Raw genomic sequence first — 17,296 nt, 5'->3', positions numbered from 1 at the left:
CAACACAAGAGAAGATTGATTCCCGCTTTCGCGGGAAAGAAAGGTCCCACCCGAGAGGTGGGGCACAAAGAGGTTTCGATGTACAGTTGCCGTCACCACGCGTTGCGCCGATTGGCGGCACGCTGTTTTCTACTCATAGCCAATATATTGCCTCTTTCGTTTACATACTCGCTCGCCCCCTCCACCTCCACAGTTCTTGTGGTCTTTTTGCAATTGCCTCCCCCTTGCTTTTTTCGCATCGGAGCCTTACTTTGGACTGCAATTGGGAGATACAAAGCTATTACCGCGCGAGCGGGAGGAGCCATGCCGCGACCGAACAACCCGACTTGCTCACAAGCCGATCCGCATGGGGGGATATTCTGACTGTGGCTAGCCAACTCCATTCGCGCGTCAGATCCAAGACTCGAAACCGATAACAAGCTAGCGAACACCTTGGTCGTAACGCTTGATGATTTAATGAAGTGAAGATATGCCACGAGTAAAGAAAGAGAAAAAGAACAACAACGAGCGGTTCGAGAAGACGCTCTTCAAGGCGGCCGACAAACTCCGTAAGAACATGGACGCCGCCGAGTACAAGCATATCGTCCTTGGGCTGATCTTTCTGAAGTACATCAGCGACTCGTTCGAGGCCCTGCACGCCAAACTCGAAACGGAAGAAGCCAGGAATGAAGGGGCCGATCCGGAAGCTAAAGACGAATACACGGGTGAAAACGTCTTCTGGGTACCACAGATCGCCCGGTGGTCGTACCTCCACTCCCGCGCTAAACAACCCACTATTGGCAAGGATGTCGACAATGCGATGGAGGCCCTCGAAAAGGAGAATCCCACACTCAAGGGAGTTCTACCGAAGGTTTTTGCCCGTCCCAATCTAGATAAGGCTTCGCTTGGCGGGCTGATCGACCTGATCGGTAATATCGCATTGGGTGACGAGGCCTCGAAGAGCAAAGACCTGTTGGGGCGCGTGTATGAGTATTTCCTCGGCGAGTTTGCCTCCCTCGAAGGCAAGAAGGGCGGCCAGTTCTATACCCCGAAGTCGATAGTCCAGACGATGGTCGAGATGATTGCGCCGTACAAGGGCCGTGTCTATGATCCCTGTTGCGGTTCCGGCGGCATGTTCGTCATGAGCGAGAAATTTGTCAAAGAGCATCGGGGCAAGATCGACGATATCTCAGTTTACGGTCAAGAAAGCAACCAGACGACCTACCACCTGTGCCGGATGAATCTGGCCATTCGTGGTATCGACGGCTCGCAGGTTAAATGGAATAACGAAGGATCATTCCTCAGAGATGCCCATCCGGACTTGAAAGCAGATTTTATTCTGGCTAATCCACCGTTCAACGACAGCGACTGGAGCGGCGAACTGCTTCGCAAGGACGCTCGCTGGAAGTACGGCGTCCCTCCGACCAGCAACGCTAACTACGCCTGGATGCAACACATGGTCTACCACTTGTCGCCGAAGGGGATCATGGGGTTGGTACTGGCTAACGGGTCGCTTTCGTCCAACACCTCGAGCGAGGGTGATATGAGGAAGAACATTGTCGAGGCCGACCTGGTTGATTGCATCGTGGCTCTCCCAAAACAATTGTTTTACAACACCGGCATACCGGCCTGCCTGTGGTTTCTGTCCCGCAAGAAGGCGGGCAACGGAGACCGCAAGCGTCAGGGCGAGATGTTGTTCATTGACGCCGGGGATGTTGGGCACATGATCGACCGCACCCACCGTGTCTTTACCGATGAAGATATCGCCCGCATTGCCGGCACTTACCATGAGTGGCGCAATAAAAGCGGCAAGTACGAAGACGTAAAGGGTTTCTGCAAGTCGGCCACGCTGGATGAGGTCCAGAAGCACAAGTACGTGCTGACTCCGGGCCGTTATGTCGGTGTCCCAGATGGTGTCGATGACGGCGTGCCTTTCGATGAGAAGATGAAGAAGCTGACCGGCGAATTGACGGCCCAACTGGAAGAAGAACAGCGGCTGAATGCGGAGATGAAGAAACAGCTCAAGAAAGTTGGATATGATTTACGATAATAAATATTCCGTTGTCTTTACTATCAATTATGAGGGGGGAAATAACTATGGCTAAGAAGAAAGCTGTACAACCCGCGCGCTCTAATAACGAAATTCGCCAGCTACTACTCCAGTATTTCTACGACCGCAACAAGAATGCAACGAGTAGCATGGGCAAGAAAGGTTCCGCGATAAAGATCAGCGATGTCAAGGCGGAATTGAAAGCCCAACACATGCTTTCTCAACAAGAGGTGCAGAGCAATTTAACCTACCTTATCAGTCAGGGCTGGGTGGAAGAAAAGGAAGTGGAAAAACAGTTCCAGTCAAAGAGAGGGACGATGATACCCTCTACCACTACGTTTTATCAAATCACTGCTGCAGGTATCGACAAGATTGAGGGGCCGGGTGAGTTCACAAGATCGACGTTTCACGGCATTAAAATCGAAGCAACTGGTCAGAACATCATTACGCTTGGTGACGGGAATCAGATCAATGCCCAGTTTAGTGACTTGGGACAAGCGCTCGCCGACCTTCGAGACGCAATAACCAACTCAGATGCACCTGATGCTGAAAAGATCGGCTATGCTGCGGATATTCAGACCATTCAGACGCAACTGGCTAAACCTGAACCAAACTCGGGCATAATTCAAGCCGCTTGGACGGCGGTGAAAAGTGCGGCCGCCATAGGCGGTTGCGCGTCGCTGGTTAGCAAAGTTGGAGAGCTTATACAGGGCTTTATCTCATGATGGTAATGCGATGAATCAAAAATGGCAACAATGTGAATGGGGAGATATTGCCACACTCGAGTATGGTAAGTCACTTCGTGACTATCGTGCTCAGCAGGGCAGGTATCGTGTTTACGGAACGAATGGTCCGATCGGTTGGCATGATAAAGCGCTTTGCACTCACCCCGGCATTGTTGTCGGTCGCAAAGGTGCCTATCGCGGGATCCACTACTCCCCCGAGCCGTTCTTTGTCATAGATACGGCATTCTATCTTGAACCTAAGCAAGCATTCGACTTGCGCTGGGCGTATTACTGTCTGCTTACGTATGACATCAACAATATGGATAGCGGATCAGCTATTCCGTCCACGAGTCGGGAATCCTTCTATCAGTTGCCAGTTCTATTACCTTCGCTTCCGGAGCAGAAGGCGATTGCGGCGGTGCTGTCGTCGCTGGACGACAAGATCGAGTTGCTCCGCAGGCAGAACGAAACCCTTGAGAAGATCGCCCAGGCCATCTTCAAAGAGTGGTTTGTCGAGTTTAACTTCCCGGACAAGAACGGCAAGCCCTACAAGGCCAGCGGCGGCAAGATGACCGACTCCGAACTTGGACGAATCCCGGCTGGCTGGCGAGTGGGACCGATAGGCGATTCCGTTAAGTGTGTCGGCGGCTCCACCCCGAGTACCAAGAATCCCGATTTCTGGAATGGTGGGGCTATTCCGTTCTTGACTCCGAAGGACCTATCGCAGTTATCGGTCCCAGTTGTTATGGGCGCTGAGAGGTGTGTAAATGAATTGGGTGCAAGTCAAATTAGTTCGGGAGTATTGCCTGCGGATACTATTGTGATGTCATCCAGGGCACCAATCGGATATCTGGCCGTTGCTACCATTCCATTAGTAATAAATCAAGGGATCATAGGAATGATCTGCAATGGAGCGTTTCCGCAATCATACGTCTATGGTTGGGTACAACAGAATATGAGGCGCATCAAAGCCAGTGCAGGTGGCAGTACATTTGATGAGATCAACAAGTCCAGTTTCCGGGCACTAAACGCGGTCGTGCCCGATACACACGTCTTATTGGAACACGCTACCATAACAAAGCCGCTTACGTTGAAGCTGGCTACGAATGCCAGGCAAACCGCAATCCTTGCCAAGCTGCGCGATTCACTGCTTCCGAAACTGATGAGCGGGGAAATAAGAGTTGGGGTGGCATAAATCTATGGCTAAATCCACACTGATCAAAGTAAAAGTCACAAATGCTAAATCCTTCGGCAAGCTAGGTGATATTGAAGTTTATCTGACACCCGAACTTAAGAAGGAACTAAGCAAGACCAAGTCAAAGCGAAGCGGTGACACGCTGCTCTCTTTGTTTGAGCGTGGTATGGCATTAAGGGGGTTCAAGCATCTATATGAGAAGATCAGAGAAAAAGACAGAGTCATCAAGATCGTTTTTACTCATGATGACCAAAGCAGTAAGACGACAAAGCAGATTACTATAAGTTATAAGAAATACAGGGAAGCCACTAGTTCTCGGTTTTTCGCAATTTACCGAGAGACAGGATTGGACGGTGCAAGTTTCTTCCTGAATCAGAACTTCCCAAAGGATTACCAATATGATAAAGCCAGAGTTTCTGATAAGGATTTAAGAAAGATAGGAAAGCAATTACCGGAGGTATTGAAAGAACTATCCCAAAAGGAAAAGAACAAGAAAGCAATAATCCAAGAGACCCAGAATGTCATCAAGGACTTAAAGACCAAGGAGACCGTGCTCAAGAAAGATGTAGCCCAGCTTGAGCAGCTGCAAAGGCAGTCGAATATCTTTGTATTTCAGCAGAAACTGAAGGAATGCATGGACAGAATGGGCAGGAAATACAAAGAGACGGCCGGGAAGAATTCATGGCAGAGTTGGATATATGCGAACAACTGGATGTTCGGTGTCAATTACCAATCAGCCATCGAGAAGCAGAAGATTAACATTACCGGCAGCATGCCGGACTATTTGTTCCCTACCATCGATGGCTTTCTTGACATACTTGAGATAAAGCTCCCTTCGCATAGCGTAATCGAAGATGACGCATCTCACCCCGGTTCGTATCGATGGTCTACGGAAGCCAACAAAGCAATTGGCCAAGTCGTAAACTACCTCAACGATATTGAGTTGTATCAGCTACAGCTGAAGGAAGAGATCAAAGACAAGTATGGTCTTGAACTGCACATTATCAAGCCGAGGGCTTACATTCTGATTGGAAACAAGAGCAACTGGAAGTCACAAAAGCTGAAAGCTCTGCGGAAACTTAACTACTCGCTACACGGTATTGAGGTGCTGACCTATACGGATTTGATGCAACGTGGTAGCGAGATTGTGGCAATCTATAACAGAGATTTATCTGAAGACGAATGACAAGTAAGATATCAGAAGACGCGGTCGAACAACTCGCAATAGAACTCCTCGAAGAGCAGGGGTATTCCTACCTGTCCCCTGAAGAGTGGGAAACCGAGCGAGGCGATTCATCCGTTGTGATACTTCGGCAAAGACTAAAGGCGTCCATCGACCGGCTGAATCCGGCGGTACCCGACGAGGCACGCGAGCAAGCTCTGAAGATGGTTGCTAATCTGCCCACGCAGAACCTCGTCGAGAACAACGAGGCGTTCCACGCCATGCTCACAAATGGCGTCGATGTCGAATATCTCGCCGAGAGCGGCGTCAAAGGTGATAAGGTGTGGCTGGTGGATTTCGCCGATCCGGCGGACAACGACTTGGTCGTCTGTAATCAGTTTACGGTTATGCAGGGCACGGCCCACAAGAGACCGGACGTGGTCCTGATGGTAAACGGCCTGCCGCTGGTTGTGATCGAACTCAAGAACCCAGCCGATGAGAACGCCACCGTCAAGAAAGCTTTCAGACAGCTTCAGAACTACAAGGATGCCATCGGTAATCTGTTTCATTACAACGGCATTCTGGTGGCGTCTGACGGACTGGACGCTAAGGCCGGTTCCCTGACGGCGGATTGGTCGCGCTTCATGACATGGAAGACATCGGATGGTAGCCAGGAAGACGCGAAAACGGTCCCACAGTTGGAGACCATTATCAAGGGGATGCTTCGCCCGGACGTCCTGCTCGATCTTATCAAGCAATTTACCGTATTCGAGAAGACCAAGCGCGAGGATCCCAAGTCCGGCTTGACCGTGATTGAAACCGCCAAGAAGATCGCCGCCTATCACCAGTACTATGCGGTGAAGAAGGCGGTTGCCTCGACTAAAACAGCGGCGAGTGACTCCGGCAGTAGAAAGGGTGGCGTTGTTTGGCACACTCAGGGTAGCGGCAAGTCGCTTTCGATGGTTTTCTATTCCGGCCTCGTAGTCCTCGAATTGGACAACCCAACGGTCGTGGTTATCACCGACCGAAACGACCTTGACGACCAACTTTTCGACACTTTTGCCGGATGTAAACAGTTACTCCGCCAGGACCCCGTACAGGCCGAAAATCGCGAGCACCTGAAGAAGCTGCTGAAGGTCGCTGGAGGAGGCATCGTCTTTACGACTATCCAGAAATTCTCTCCCGAGGGCGACTCGGAGCAGTTCGACCAGTTATCCGACCGTAAGAACATCGTAGTGATAGCCGACGAAGCCCACCGGAGTCAGTACGGTTTCGGGGCGAAGACCGTAGTACGCGGAGACGACGCCTACACGACCTACGGTTTTGCGAAGTATCTCAGGGACGCTATACCAAACGCGACGTTTATCGGCTTCACCGGTACGCCCATCGAGAAGGAAGACAAGTCCACTCCAGCCGTTTTCGGCGAGTACGTGGACGTGTACGATATTGCCCAGGCGGTCAGGGATGGCGCGACTGTCCGGATTTATTATGAATCCCGCTTGGCCAAAATCCATTTGAAAGAGCAAGAGAAAGAACAGCTTGATGCCGAGGTCGAGGCCATCACTGAAAACGAGGAATCGACCGCCAAGGAAAAAGCTAAGGCCAAGTGGACTCAGCTTGAGGCAATTGTCGGTCACCCCGACCGGTTAAAGACGGTCGCCAAGGACATCATCAAGCACTTCGAAGATCGTCAGCAGGTATTCGAGGGCAAGGCGATGATCGTCGCAATGAGTCGAAGGATTGCGGTCGCCCTGTACGAAGAAATCGTGGCTTTGCGCCCCGACTGGCACGACGGCGATAAGCGCAAGGGTGCGGTGAAGGTGATAATGACCTCGAATTCGAGCGACTCCGCCTCTTGGCAGCCTCACCACACGACCAAGGAAGACCGCAAAGCGATTTCCGAGCGGTTCAAGGACCCGGAAGACGGACTGAAGCTGGTCATAGTCCGGGATATGTGGCTAACCGGATTCGACGTGCCCTGTTTGCACACGATGTACGTCGATAAACCAATGCGCGGCCATAATCTGATGCAGGCTATCGCTCGCGTCAATAGGGTATTCAAGGATAAGCCGGGCGGGTTGATCGTCGACTATATCGGCATCGCATCGGAACTCAAGCAAGCTATCGCAACCTATACTGAGAGCGGCGGCCAGGGTGCGCCAACGCTGGACATCGACGAAGCTATAGCGACGATGCTTGAGAAATACGAAATCGTCTGTCAGTTGTTCAACGGTTTCGATTTCAAGCGGTACCATTCTGCTGATACCAAGCAGAAGATGACTATTATTCTTGAAGCTCAGGAGCATATTCTCGGACTGCCGGACGGCAAAGACAGGTTTATCCGACAGGTTTTGCTGTTATCCAAGGCGTTTGCGCTTTCGGTCCCGCATGAAAAGGCAATGGCAATCAAGGACGATGTTGGATTCTTCCAAACGGTCAAAGCACGCCTCACGAAATTCGAGCGAACAGGCCGCGGCAAGTCGGATGAGGAAATCGACACGGCTATTCGGCAGATTGTAGATAGAGCGGTCGTTTCGGAAGGTGTGATCGATGTATTCGACGCCGCCGGTATCAAGCGGCCGGATATCGCGATCCTATCCGATGAATTCCTTGAAGAGATCAAGGGAATGAAACGCCGTAACTTGGCGTTTGAGCTACTCAAGAAGATACTTGCGGACGAAATCAGGATTCGCTCGAAGCGGAACATGCTTCAAGGGAAGAAGCTGTCTGAGATGCTCGAAAATGCGATCCGGAAGTATCAGAATAACCTCTTGTCCGCCGCGCAGGTAATCGAGGAACTGATCGAACTGGCGAAACACATTAAAGCTGAAGACGAGCGCGGGAACAAACTGAATCTGACGGAAGACGAGATCGCTTTTTACGACGCACTGGCCAATAACCAGAGCGCACGGGATGTATTGGGTGATGAGACGCTAAGAGAACTGGCCCGTATTCTTGTCGAGAAGGTGCGGAGTAACGCTTCAATCGACTGGACTATCAAGGAGAGCGTTCAGGCGAAACTTCGAACTATAGTAAAGAGAACACTAAGAAAGTTTGGCTACCCACCAGACCAACAGCTCTTGGCCACAGAGAATATCCTGAAACAGGCAGAGTTGTTCGCTGGGGATTGGGCGGCTTAGGGCTGGCGGTCCGGCATTGCCCAAGATTTCCCCGAACCGCATTGCTCGTGCTCTCCCCCCTCTTCACATTCCATACATGTTCCATGTAAGAACCGTCGCGAGTCGGTCCTATAGGTCAGTGTCAGGACCGCGAGGGTCCTGACCCACTCCCGGTTGAAAAACGAAAAGCGTAAAACGAACCCATTTCGCCACAACCGCCATGACACAAGATGGTTACAAGGATATCGCAAACGCCAAATGTGGATAACCAATCGTCGAAATCCCCTGCCCGCCGAAGGCCTGGTGCCCCACCCCTCGGGTGGGATTCGCGAAGGGGGCAGTGTCAGGTTGCTTGCAACCTGACCTCCCAAGACTGCCGCACACGAAGAATACCGCGGGATCACGGGGATCCCGCGCTACGGCATGACTTTTAAGAGACGGATCGTAAGAACGGGGAATCTGTCCTCTGGCCACCTCTCTCGGAATCAATGTCCCGCTCAAGCGGAAACAAATACCGGGGCATCATCGGACCGTCGGCGGGCTCGTTGAAACGGCAACTCGTTTCAAATTGCAACACCTGAAACAACAACGAGTTACAAGACTCAAAAAAGCTGCTCAATTCCTGCACAGTTTGGCATCGTGCTTGCAATACTGAGAATCGGACGACCAGGATCAAAAATGTGACAAGGAGGTCACTTACTATGATCAGTCTCAATGCCTTTGACCACGTGCACTCGAGCGACCTGACGGCGATTGTCGCCCGCTCGGTGATGGCGCGGAAGTCGATGGTCATGCCTTATGCTGATTTCACCGACATGGTTTGTGAGTTACTGATGCTGTTCGCCTCTCCCGAGGCGCATCTGGTTGCAGCCGGACCGATTCCGTCTCAGACAGCCCAGGCCGCCGACCGAGCCGGGATGGAACTGATCGAACAGTCCGGTCATTCACCGTTTGTCGGGGAAGCCGCCACCGTTATCGCCGGTCTGCAAAGCAAACACGATATTATTTATGTGGGCAATCCGAATCGCATTACCGGGGCGAATTTCTCTCTCAGCGATATCGAGGAACTGACGGCAGCGGTACCCAACGGTCTGCTGATCCTGGACGAATACTACTACGATTATTTCGGTATCACCGGCTATCCGCTGGTCGACATGTCGCGCAACGTGGTGATTCTTCGTTCTTTCACGGCGGCTTATCCGCGCCGCAACACCGAGGCGGGATATATCATCACCTCGCCGAATCTGCTCGGAGAAATCCAGCAATCTTTCGAGAGTCGCGGTTTGTCTCAAGCGGAGCGGCGGTTCATTGTCGACAGCATGATCAACCACGAAGCCACCGCCGGGAGGTTGTACCAGCTTCACCAGGAGTCGTTGCGGTTGTCGACCCGATTCGCCCGGATAGGAGTCCAGTGTCGAATTTGTGCTTCGGATTTCCTGCTTATGCGGGTGGCCGATCCGACCGCCGTTCTCGAAACTCTGGCGCCGTTGAAATTGCCGTTGCAAAGCCTGGCGGTTTATCCCCGGTTAAGGAAATATCTCCGCTATGAGGTTCAGGAGCAGGCGACCAACGATTCTCTGCTTCAGGCCGTCGCGAATCTCCCGGAAAATATTCTCCTGGCCGAAGGGATCGACTGTCAAAAGGCCAGGATGAATCGGCCGGGAGAAGGCTTACCCGTGCCCGAGCCGCCTGACGAAGAGGACGAATAATAAACCCTGATAGAAGCCATGATGCACCACCTCTGCATATCGACTGTTGTCTGCCGGGCGCTCTTTACAAGTCCCGGTAAAGCCAACCGGATGCAGGTCGATAATTCTAGACAAGGTCAAAAGGTGGTGCTAACCGATATCCGCAAAGAGTCCTTGCTGCCCGCAAGGAGTTCGTTGTGGTTTGTCCAGACTGATTTAGCATGAACAGCAACGTCAAGAAGATCATTCTCATGCTTACCGGCCAGGTCGGCTCGGCCCTCCTGTCGGCGGTGTCGTTGGCAGTAGTGCTGACTCTGACCGGTCGGCTCGGCTTGTATCTCTGGGGGATGATCGGCGCTTTGGTTGTTCTGCGAATTCTCAACCAGATCCTCCGTAAACCGCGTCCGGTTTTGATTACCCATTCAATCGCCATGCGCTCTCGTCGGGTGATCGAAAACGAATTGCTGATAACGGCCGGATTCATGGCGACGATCTATCTGGTCGGTTGGCCGATTGATCGTTTTACTCTCGGCCTTTTTGCGGCGGTCAATATAACGTTGAACCTGCTGTTGATGCTCGGCGCTCGATTGTTTCTCTCAATCATGGGCGAACGCGCTCGAACATCCTGGAAAACCGGTTACGAGAAACAGGCGCTGGTGATCGGGACCGGCCCGCGAGCTCGTAAAGCAGCCGATATGGTTCTCGATTCACCCGAAATGCAAACGCTCCTGATCGGTTTCATCGATCCGCGCAACAAGGGACTCTGGCGTTATCGCGATGTCCCGTTCCTCGGCAAGCTCGATGCTCTCCGAGAGATTATTGCCACCTGCCAGATCGACGCGATCCTGATTGCGGTGGAACCGGACGATCTCAAATATGTCCAGCCCGCCTTCGATGTTGCCGAACAGATGGGAGTGACGATCTGTTTCATGCCTGAAATGTTCGGCCCCAAACTGGCCCGGGTCCGGCCCGGTTTTCTCAAGGGTCTCCCGATTCTCATGTATCGCGCTGTCCCGGAATGCCGGACACGGCTGTTCGTGAAAGGACTGATGGATCGAATCGGCGCTTTGGTGGGAGTCATTCTTTCGGCGCCGTTGATGCTCGCTGCCGCGATCGCTATCAAGCTCGACTCGCGCGGGCCGGTGCTGTTCAAACAGGTGCGCTCCGGTCTTAACGGCAAGCCGTTTAGTTTTTACAAATTCCGCACGATGGTCTGCAATGCCGAAGACCTCAAAGAAGAACTTAAAGAGCACAATGAGATGTCCGGCCCGGTATTCAAGATCAAGGATGATCCTCGGATTACCCGGGTCGGACGGATTCTTCGTAAATACTCGATTGACGAATTCCCGCAGTTTTTCAACGTTCTCAAGGGCGACATGTCGCTGGTCGGCCCGCGCCCGCCGCTGCCTAAGGAAGTGGCCGAGTACGAGCCCTGGCAGCATCGCAAGCTCTCGGTGCGTCCCGGTGTGACCTGTCTCTGGCAGATCAACGGCCGTAACAAGATCGACTTCGAGGACTGGATGAAACTCGATCTGGAATATATCGATAATTGGTCGCTCTGGCAGGATGCCAAGATTCTGGCTCGAACGGTACCGGCGGTGCTTAAAACCGATGGTGCTTCATAGGAGAATATATGTCCCGGAACTTTCTCAAGAAGATCCTCATCGCGCTGGTCTTTTTAGCGCTTTAGGGATTATTCTTAACGACCTGATCACTTAACCACCCCGTGATCTCACGTACAGCCTGATTGGATTATTCGCTTGTTGCCGGGCCTGTCTCTGTTGGAGGAAGTGGTATTTTCAATACTCCTCAACGGAAGCGATACGAGGCCGTGCCGGGGAATTCCCATTCCGGTGTCTTTAACACCGAACCATAATCAGTAGAATACCAGGGGGACAGGTTATCGTCCTCACCGTTCCTGAGGACGTGCAGGTCTTGTGCGGGAGTGAATCCCTGCACGAGCAGGAATAGTCGACCGTGATCGGCGGTGTCGATAGGTTGCGCTACATCTACTACGATCACCACGTGCCCCGGGAATCCTCCCTCGATAAACATATCTCCGGGCTGGATTTGGTTTTGGTCGGACACGCGCTTCAGTTCCCGGCTCAATGAGTATGATCCGGCATAGCTGTATACCGTGGTCAGGTATTTCTGAAATGAATCGTATGAGGAATCGATAGCGGCGGTTTTTGACCAGGTCACTTCGTTGCCGTTTATCTTCGGTCGGTAACCGTTGATCCAACGGCGAAAGGATGCCGTATCGCCGGAAGTGAAATTAAAATGGATGCGGTCGAACTCACCTTGTTGATAAAGATACTCGGCCCGCAGGCGGATCGCGGCATCGGCGCATTGCAACAGGTCCTTATCGCCGATATTCATGTCGATCACACGGTGTGCTACCCGGGGATTATACTTGGGCAGGCCATTGTACATCCGGACAAGGGTTCCCTTCTTTCGTAACGGCAGCCCGCGTAGCCAGGCGGCAAAGCTATTCGGCTCGACCTCGGAGCGAACGAATCCTTCCGGTGGTTTGATCTCTGAGGCAATGGTCTGTGTGCTGTCGTAATTATCGAGCCATTGGTATTTGCATGCTACGACGGAGGCAGCCATGAACAAGTAAAACACGATAACTGTGAAACAGCGTAAGCCCATATCAATTCCGACATCCTGTTCGGATGAAATGTTAATATCACGCCCATGAAAGGACAGGGGTGATTCGTTCTCTTACAAGGACTAAAAGTACCGGAAACTAACGGTTCCGTCGGGTTGAATCTTCAGACGCAGAGTGATTGGCTCGCCGTAGTTGAAATCAGCCGGTATCATGTAGCTTTTGATAACGGGATCTATCTTATCGCGATCGACATAACCGGGTTTTGGATTTGCAAAGACGCGGATCCCCACCACCAGGCTGTCGTCGGACGGAATATCGATCCGACCTGTCAGCAGGGTGTCTTTAACCTGTTTCTCAGTCGGGAAACCGCGGTGATCGAATTTGATATCCTGCTCGGAAAGATTGTTATGGGAAAAATCGAGCGTGTCCTGACCGGTTGCCAGACGCACGGTGACATCGCAGCCCTTGATCGCGATATTGGTTCCCTCGGGATGTTTGTCGTAGTCGCGGCGGTAGAAACAAGAGGGAATTTCAATTTCATAGTCGAGGGGGACTGCTTTGATCGCCTCCCGGGGATTCCCGGATGCCAGATCGGCGAATGAGGCCTGCACTATCGTCACCTGACCCGGTTCGACCGATACCACGGTATCATACATCATGCTCCCAAGCTGTAACACGACCTGATGCAGTCCGGCGGCGACATTGTCCAGTGTTACCGGGGTACGGGGCTCGACCGAGTCGCGGTCGAGGTAGATTTTTGCATCGGGGAAATCGGATATCAGGGTCAGGGAGCCATACTGCTGAAAAACGGTCAGTTTGCCGGGTGGTTCGACGGAAAGTTGGTTGAGGCTGACGAAATCAACCTGCTGACGGGTAACCTCACCGGCAGTTATGGCGACGGTCACCGTTTCAGGACGGTAATGATCCATCGAAAGCATGAGTCGATGTGACCCGGCAGAGAGAGTGCAGAGCGCCGGGGTCATGTACGCGGTTTCGGCTGCGCCATCTATGACCAGCTTGGCGCCGGGCGGTTGTGAGGCGACATAGAGAAATCCCCAGTCCTGCGGAGCGGCACCAAGACCGGTCGCAAGCAGAATCACCGTTGCCCAACAGGCCATTTTTATCCAAACATTCATCGCCGGGAAGAAATGTCGACCGGGACCGGCATTCAACAAAAAAGAGGCGCCGCTGGCGTCCCGAAATTAAACATCCCGGCCGGATAATCCGGTCGGGATGTTCTTCTTACGCTTCAAACAGGATCAAATATCCCTGTAGGGGGGACAAGTTTTTACTTATGCTGGTCCTCATGCAGTTCGCTGATATCCTCGGCCAGCTCGATTTTGTTCTCATTGACCTGCCGCTTAACGACACTGACGTAATCGCCCAGCAGACGGAATCGATTCGAAAACGAGGTTCCGCGATTGATGCTCGAAAAGAGCCGCTTCTTTGCCTGATACAGGTCTCTGATTCGATGGAGATCGGCACGGTCATCGACCGCGTCACGATGGTCGTCAACGCGCGTGTAACGTGACTCCTGGGGATCGCTCTGTTCCTGGTTGGAGGCGGTCTTCTCTTGCTGTGCCTGTTCCAATTGCTTCTGAGAATATGCCAGGTCGGCTTCGATAATCACCTGGATCTGGGTCATATACTGGCGAGCGAGTTTTTCCTCGTTCTTGAGATTGGCGTCGTGCCAGAGATCTATTGCGTGCTCCAGAGCCTGAAGCGTCCGTTGGTTTTGATCTAGAATTTTGCCGTCTTTTTTTAGCTCTTGCCGATCCTGTTTCTTTTCAGCCGCTTTGGAGCCGGCCAGGGCCGTTACCGACAGACCCAACAGGACTACGAGAATCCCGACAAAAAGGACTCGCCGAATCATAATTACTCCTTTCGAAGCAGTCGTTTCATCTTGCCTGCCATATACCGGATCAAATTTCTTGCCGGACGCAAACTGCTTATACGGCAGCATGTTAACTGTGACAGCCCGGTCGGTAAGGTATGGGATATAGCCAACAGTCAATAGGTCATAGACGGCTGTCGGCAAGACCGACCTGGTTTATATCACGTTAGCAATGAAAGGCTAGTGCGAGGAAGATCCTCCCTGTCGGGTGCGTGTATCCTGGAGCATCTGAAGCATCTGAAATCCCATGGTGGAATCGACGCTGAAAAGTCGTGTAAGAATGGAATCCGATGCCGCGAGATCGTTGAGCATACCGCGGCAAACGCCGAGGCCTATAAATGAAGGGTAGTAATCAGGATAATCTATGGCAATCGATTCAAACCAACCGGCGGCATCGCTGAACTCACCGCGGTTGAAAAGGATCATGGCGAGGGCTTGTTTACAGTCACGCTGGTTGGGATCGATGTCGAGAGAGCGTTGGAAACTCTCGACGGCATCATCGGTCTTACCGAGTTTGCGCTGCACGGTTCCAAGGCGATAATATAGTTCGGCGTCCGTCTTCTTCTTTTCAAGAGCCTTGTTGTAATAGTACAAAGCGCTGTCGTTTATTTCCGCCGCCGCGAAGCAGTTCCCCAGCAGATAAGCAATGATGGGTTTCTCCGGCTCAAGCGGAAATGCTCTCTGGAGCAGAGGGATCGCTTTACCGACCTGGCCCAGTTTAAGATACTCCTGTCCCATATTGGTCATGAGCAGGGCGTTGGCGGTATCGATCTGATAGGCTTGCTGATAAAACTCGAGGGCGCGGGTCGATTGCCCCAGGTTCGAGTAAAGGGCGCCGAGGTTATTGCAGATATCTTTATCCTTGGGATTGATCTGGTAGGCCTTCTCGAACAGTTTACGGCCATCTTCGGCTTTCCCGATATTGATCGCCGAGACCGCCAGCATTTTGATCGCCTCGTAGGAAGTCGGGTCGTATCCGAGAACTTTCTGCAGAGATTCATACGCTTGTTCGTAATGGCGTTTTTTAAACTGATCACGACCCTGGTTAAGATAGAATTTAAGGGAATCCGTATTCTGCGTGAAACCGGAAGCGGCAATAAGCAGCAACAATCCAGTCAGTAAAATCGATCTCATGTTCTTCTTACCTTTATAAAGTCTGATTCGTTCGCGTGTAATTTGCGCTTTTTCAGGTTTTTTCCAATAAAAAAGACGACCCGCCGGTCGACGGGCCGCCGGCTCTCCAGGGAGAGCGTGAAAAAAGAGGAAGCCTCCTGTCATCCGTGACAGAAGGTTATTTAGCGCTGCCGCCGCGGCGGATGATCGTTGACCATGCCGAACGACAGGTATTCCAATTCCATTGCCATATTCTCGTTACGAACATGGATATCCGGTGGGACTTTCAGGTTAATAGGGGCGAAATTGAGAATAGCCTTAACTCCTCCCGCCACGACGTCATCGACAATGTACTGAGCCACGGTAGCGGGAACAGCGATTATCACCATCTCGATTTGATCTTCCTGCAACTCAGTTACGAGATCCTTGATATCCGAAACGATGATCCCCTTGTGATTCGACCCGATCTTGCGCTGATCGTTGTCGAACAATTTCACGATATGAAAACCCTGCCGGATGAATTCTTTGTAACTTACCAGCGCTGAGCCGATATTGCCGATACCGATCAGAGCGACGCGCCAGATGCGATCGATGCCGAGAATCTCGGCGATTTTCGCTTTCAGTTCTTTGACCGGATATCCGAGGCCGCGGGTGCCGAATGACCCGAAAAACGACAGATCCTTGCGCACTTGAGCGGGAGTGAGTTTTTCACGCTTGGCCAGCTCTTTGGAGGAGACGGTCTCGAAATCTTCCTTCTCCAGCAGCGACAAAGCCCGATAATAAAGCGACAACCGATGGATCGTTGATTCGGAAATGCGCTTCTTGGGTATTGGGGCCGGACGGCCGTCCATCTATTCACCTCAGAAAATAATAGTCATAGTCAAATATGTGAAATGCTTCACAAGTCGATTATACCCAGCGGCTAAAATCATGTCAAGGAAAAATATGTCGCGAGCGTTTTGGGTAAACATTTAACTTGTTGAACTACAATCTATTGTCAATTGCCAATAAGCACTACTCGTGTCTTTTTTGCCGGTTTCTGAAAAACCCTGATGATCCGTTGTGAAATATCCGGGTTCCCCTCAACTGTCGGCTTGGCAGTCTATTTAGTGCCAAATGTAACAAGCGCATCGGCTCGAAGTTGACTCTTGTGAAAAATCAAACTTAATTGAAATGTGACTTCGAACAACGGCATTAGCCCTCGTGGTATCGTCATCACCGGCGCACCGGCTTCGGGTAAGAGCTTGTTCCTTAAGAGACTGATGCTTGAGCCTTGTTGTGAGGATTTTGTTTTCATCGGTGAAATCGCACGCCGCCTGCTTGAGGATAATCCCTCATACAGACAGAACTGGGGAGAATTCCATAACGAGGTGTATCGTCTTCAAGTCGAAGCAGAGAAAGCGGCTGAGGGGAATATCTTCGTTTCTGATCGCGGTACGGTCGATGCCTTTTCGTTTCATCCTGAGACGGCCGCTCAAATGGGAACGAGTATTGAAACCGAGTATGAAAGATATTTTGCGGTAATACAGTTAGGCAGCTCCGCGGTTTTGGGGCAACCTTACTATCGAACCGATGAAATCCGGACTGAGACGGAAGCTGAAGCACTGGCGTTCGAGCTGGCCACTACTCGGGTGTGGAAGGCCCATCCCCGGTATTATTATGTACCCGCTGAGATCGACATCGAAAAGAAATACCGGACATTTCTTGTAATAATAGAGAAGATCATTCTTGAGTTGACGGAGGGACGGCAAAATCGATAG

General features: G+C 51.8%; 13 protein-coding genes. 8 read left to right on the top strand and 5 right to left on the bottom strand.

What is annotated here, in order from left to right:
* Positions 1-469 precede the first annotated feature (469 nt).
* The 7 genes from PLF13_03135 to PLF13_03105 all read left to right on the top strand — a co-directional run bounded on the left by PLF13_03135 (position 470) and on the right by PLF13_03105 (position 11,543).
* Entirely contained in the window at positions 470-2,029 is a 1,560-nt protein-coding gene (locus tag PLF13_03135) for a class I SAM-dependent DNA methyltransferase (GenBank protein HOP06265.1), read from the top strand.
* A 47-nt stretch (positions 2,030-2,076) separates the two neighbouring features.
* Positions 2,077-2,754 (top strand): hypothetical protein, encoded by a 678-nt coding sequence (locus tag PLF13_03130; protein ID HOP06264.1) that lies wholly within the window; start codon positions 2,077-2,079, stop codon positions 2,752-2,754.
* Positions 2,755-2,764: 10 nt separating this feature from the next.
* A complete protein-coding gene (locus PLF13_03125) occupies positions 2,765-3,949 on the top strand; it encodes a restriction endonuclease subunit S (protein HOP06263.1) in 1,185 nt (394 codons plus the stop codon).
* Between the two features lie 4 nt (positions 3,950-3,953).
* Complete coding sequence (locus PLF13_03120) at positions 3,954-5,135, top strand: DUF4263 domain-containing protein (protein ID HOP06262.1); 1,182 nt, start codon at positions 3,954-3,956, stop codon at positions 5,133-5,135.
* Complete coding sequence (locus PLF13_03115; GenBank protein HOP06261.1) at positions 5,132-8,251, top strand: type I restriction endonuclease subunit R; 3,120 nt, start codon at positions 5,132-5,134, stop codon at positions 8,249-8,251. Before PLF13_03120 ends, PLF13_03115 begins: the two co-directional genes overlap by 4 nt.
* Before the next feature lie 680 nt (positions 8,252-8,931).
* Positions 8,932-9,939, top strand: a complete 1,008-nt coding sequence (locus PLF13_03110; protein ID HOP06260.1) for an aminotransferase class I/II-fold pyridoxal phosphate-dependent enzyme — start codon at positions 8,932-8,934, stop codon at positions 9,937-9,939.
* Positions 9,940-10,139: 200 nt separating this feature from the next.
* The gene (locus PLF13_03105; GenBank protein HOP06259.1) at positions 10,140-11,543 is read left to right on the top strand and encodes a sugar transferase; all 1,404 of its coding nucleotides are present in this window, start codon (positions 10,140-10,142) and stop codon (positions 11,541-11,543) included.
* A gap of 184 nt (positions 11,544-11,727) precedes the next feature.
* Here PLF13_03105 and PLF13_03100 read toward each other — a convergent pair whose 3' ends face one another.
* The 5 genes from PLF13_03100 to PLF13_03080 all read right to left on the bottom strand — a co-directional run bounded on the left by PLF13_03100 (position 11,728) and on the right by PLF13_03080 (position 16,387).
* Entirely contained in the window at positions 11,728-12,570 is an 843-nt protein-coding gene (locus PLF13_03100; protein HOP06258.1) for a DUF4846 domain-containing protein, read from the bottom strand.
* 81 nt (positions 12,571-12,651) lie between these two features.
* Positions 12,652-13,647, bottom strand: coding sequence for a PEGA domain-containing protein (locus PLF13_03095; protein ID HOP06257.1), 996 nt, complete (start codon positions 13,645-13,647; stop codon positions 12,652-12,654).
* A 170-nt stretch (positions 13,648-13,817) separates the two neighbouring features.
* Positions 13,818-14,402: a hypothetical protein gene (locus PLF13_03090; protein ID HOP06256.1), complete on the bottom strand. Its 585-nt coding sequence runs from the start codon at positions 14,400-14,402 to the stop codon at positions 13,818-13,820.
* Positions 14,403-14,603: 201 nt separating this feature from the next.
* Positions 14,604-15,557, bottom strand: coding sequence for a tetratricopeptide repeat protein (locus PLF13_03085; protein HOP06255.1), 954 nt, complete (start codon positions 15,555-15,557; stop codon positions 14,604-14,606).
* Between the two features lie 161 nt (positions 15,558-15,718).
* On the bottom strand, positions 15,719-16,387 hold the full coding sequence (locus PLF13_03080; GenBank protein ID HOP06254.1) for a redox-sensing transcriptional repressor Rex: 669 nt from the start codon (positions 16,385-16,387) through the stop codon (positions 15,719-15,721).
* Between the two features lie 324 nt (positions 16,388-16,711).
* On the opposite strand from PLF13_03080, the gene PLF13_03075 reads away from it, so the two are divergent.
* Entirely contained in the window at positions 16,712-17,296 is a 585-nt protein-coding gene (locus PLF13_03075; protein ID HOP06253.1) for an AAA family ATPase, read from the top strand.

Source organism: Candidatus Zixiibacteriota bacterium (assembly GCA_035380245.1).
Classification (GTDB): Bacteria; Zixibacteria; MSB-5A5; order GN15; family FEB-12; genus DAOSXA01.
This window is presented reverse-complemented; position numbering and strand designations above follow the sequence as displayed.

Bases quoted from the DNA above. Each gene is read 5' to 3' on its own strand.
- PLF13_03135 (HOP06265.1), top strand. From the start codon at position 470: ATGCCACGAGTAAAGAAAGAGAAAAAGAACAACAACGAGCGGTTCGAG.
- PLF13_03130 (HOP06264.1), top strand. From the start codon at position 2,077: ATGGCTAAGAAGAAAGCTGTACAACCCGCGCGCTCTAATAACGAAATT.
- PLF13_03125 (HOP06263.1), top strand. From the start codon at position 2,765: ATGAATCAAAAATGGCAACAATGTGAATGGGGAGATATTGCCACACTC.
- PLF13_03120 (HOP06262.1), top strand. From the start codon at position 3,954: ATGGCTAAATCCACACTGATCAAAGTAAAAGTCACAAATGCTAAATCC.
- PLF13_03115 (HOP06261.1), top strand. From the start codon at position 5,132: ATGACAAGTAAGATATCAGAAGACGCGGTCGAACAACTCGCAATAGAA.
- PLF13_03110 (HOP06260.1), top strand. From the start codon at position 8,932: ATGATCAGTCTCAATGCCTTTGACCACGTGCACTCGAGCGACCTGACG.
- PLF13_03105 (HOP06259.1), top strand. From the start codon at position 10,140: ATGAACAGCAACGTCAAGAAGATCATTCTCATGCTTACCGGCCAGGTC.
- PLF13_03100 (HOP06258.1), bottom strand. From the start codon at position 12,570: ATGGGCTTACGCTGTTTCACAGTTATCGTGTTTTACTTGTTCATGGCT.
- PLF13_03095 (HOP06257.1), bottom strand. From the start codon at position 13,647: ATGGCCTGTTGGGCAACGGTGATTCTGCTTGCGACCGGTCTTGGTGCC.
- PLF13_03090 (HOP06256.1), bottom strand. From the start codon at position 14,402: ATGATTCGGCGAGTCCTTTTTGTCGGGATTCTCGTAGTCCTGTTGGGT.
- PLF13_03085 (HOP06255.1), bottom strand. From the start codon at position 15,557: ATGAGATCGATTTTACTGACTGGATTGTTGCTGCTTATTGCCGCTTCC.
- PLF13_03080 (HOP06254.1), bottom strand. From the start codon at position 16,387: ATGGACGGCCGTCCGGCCCCAATACCCAAGAAGCGCATTTCCGAATCA.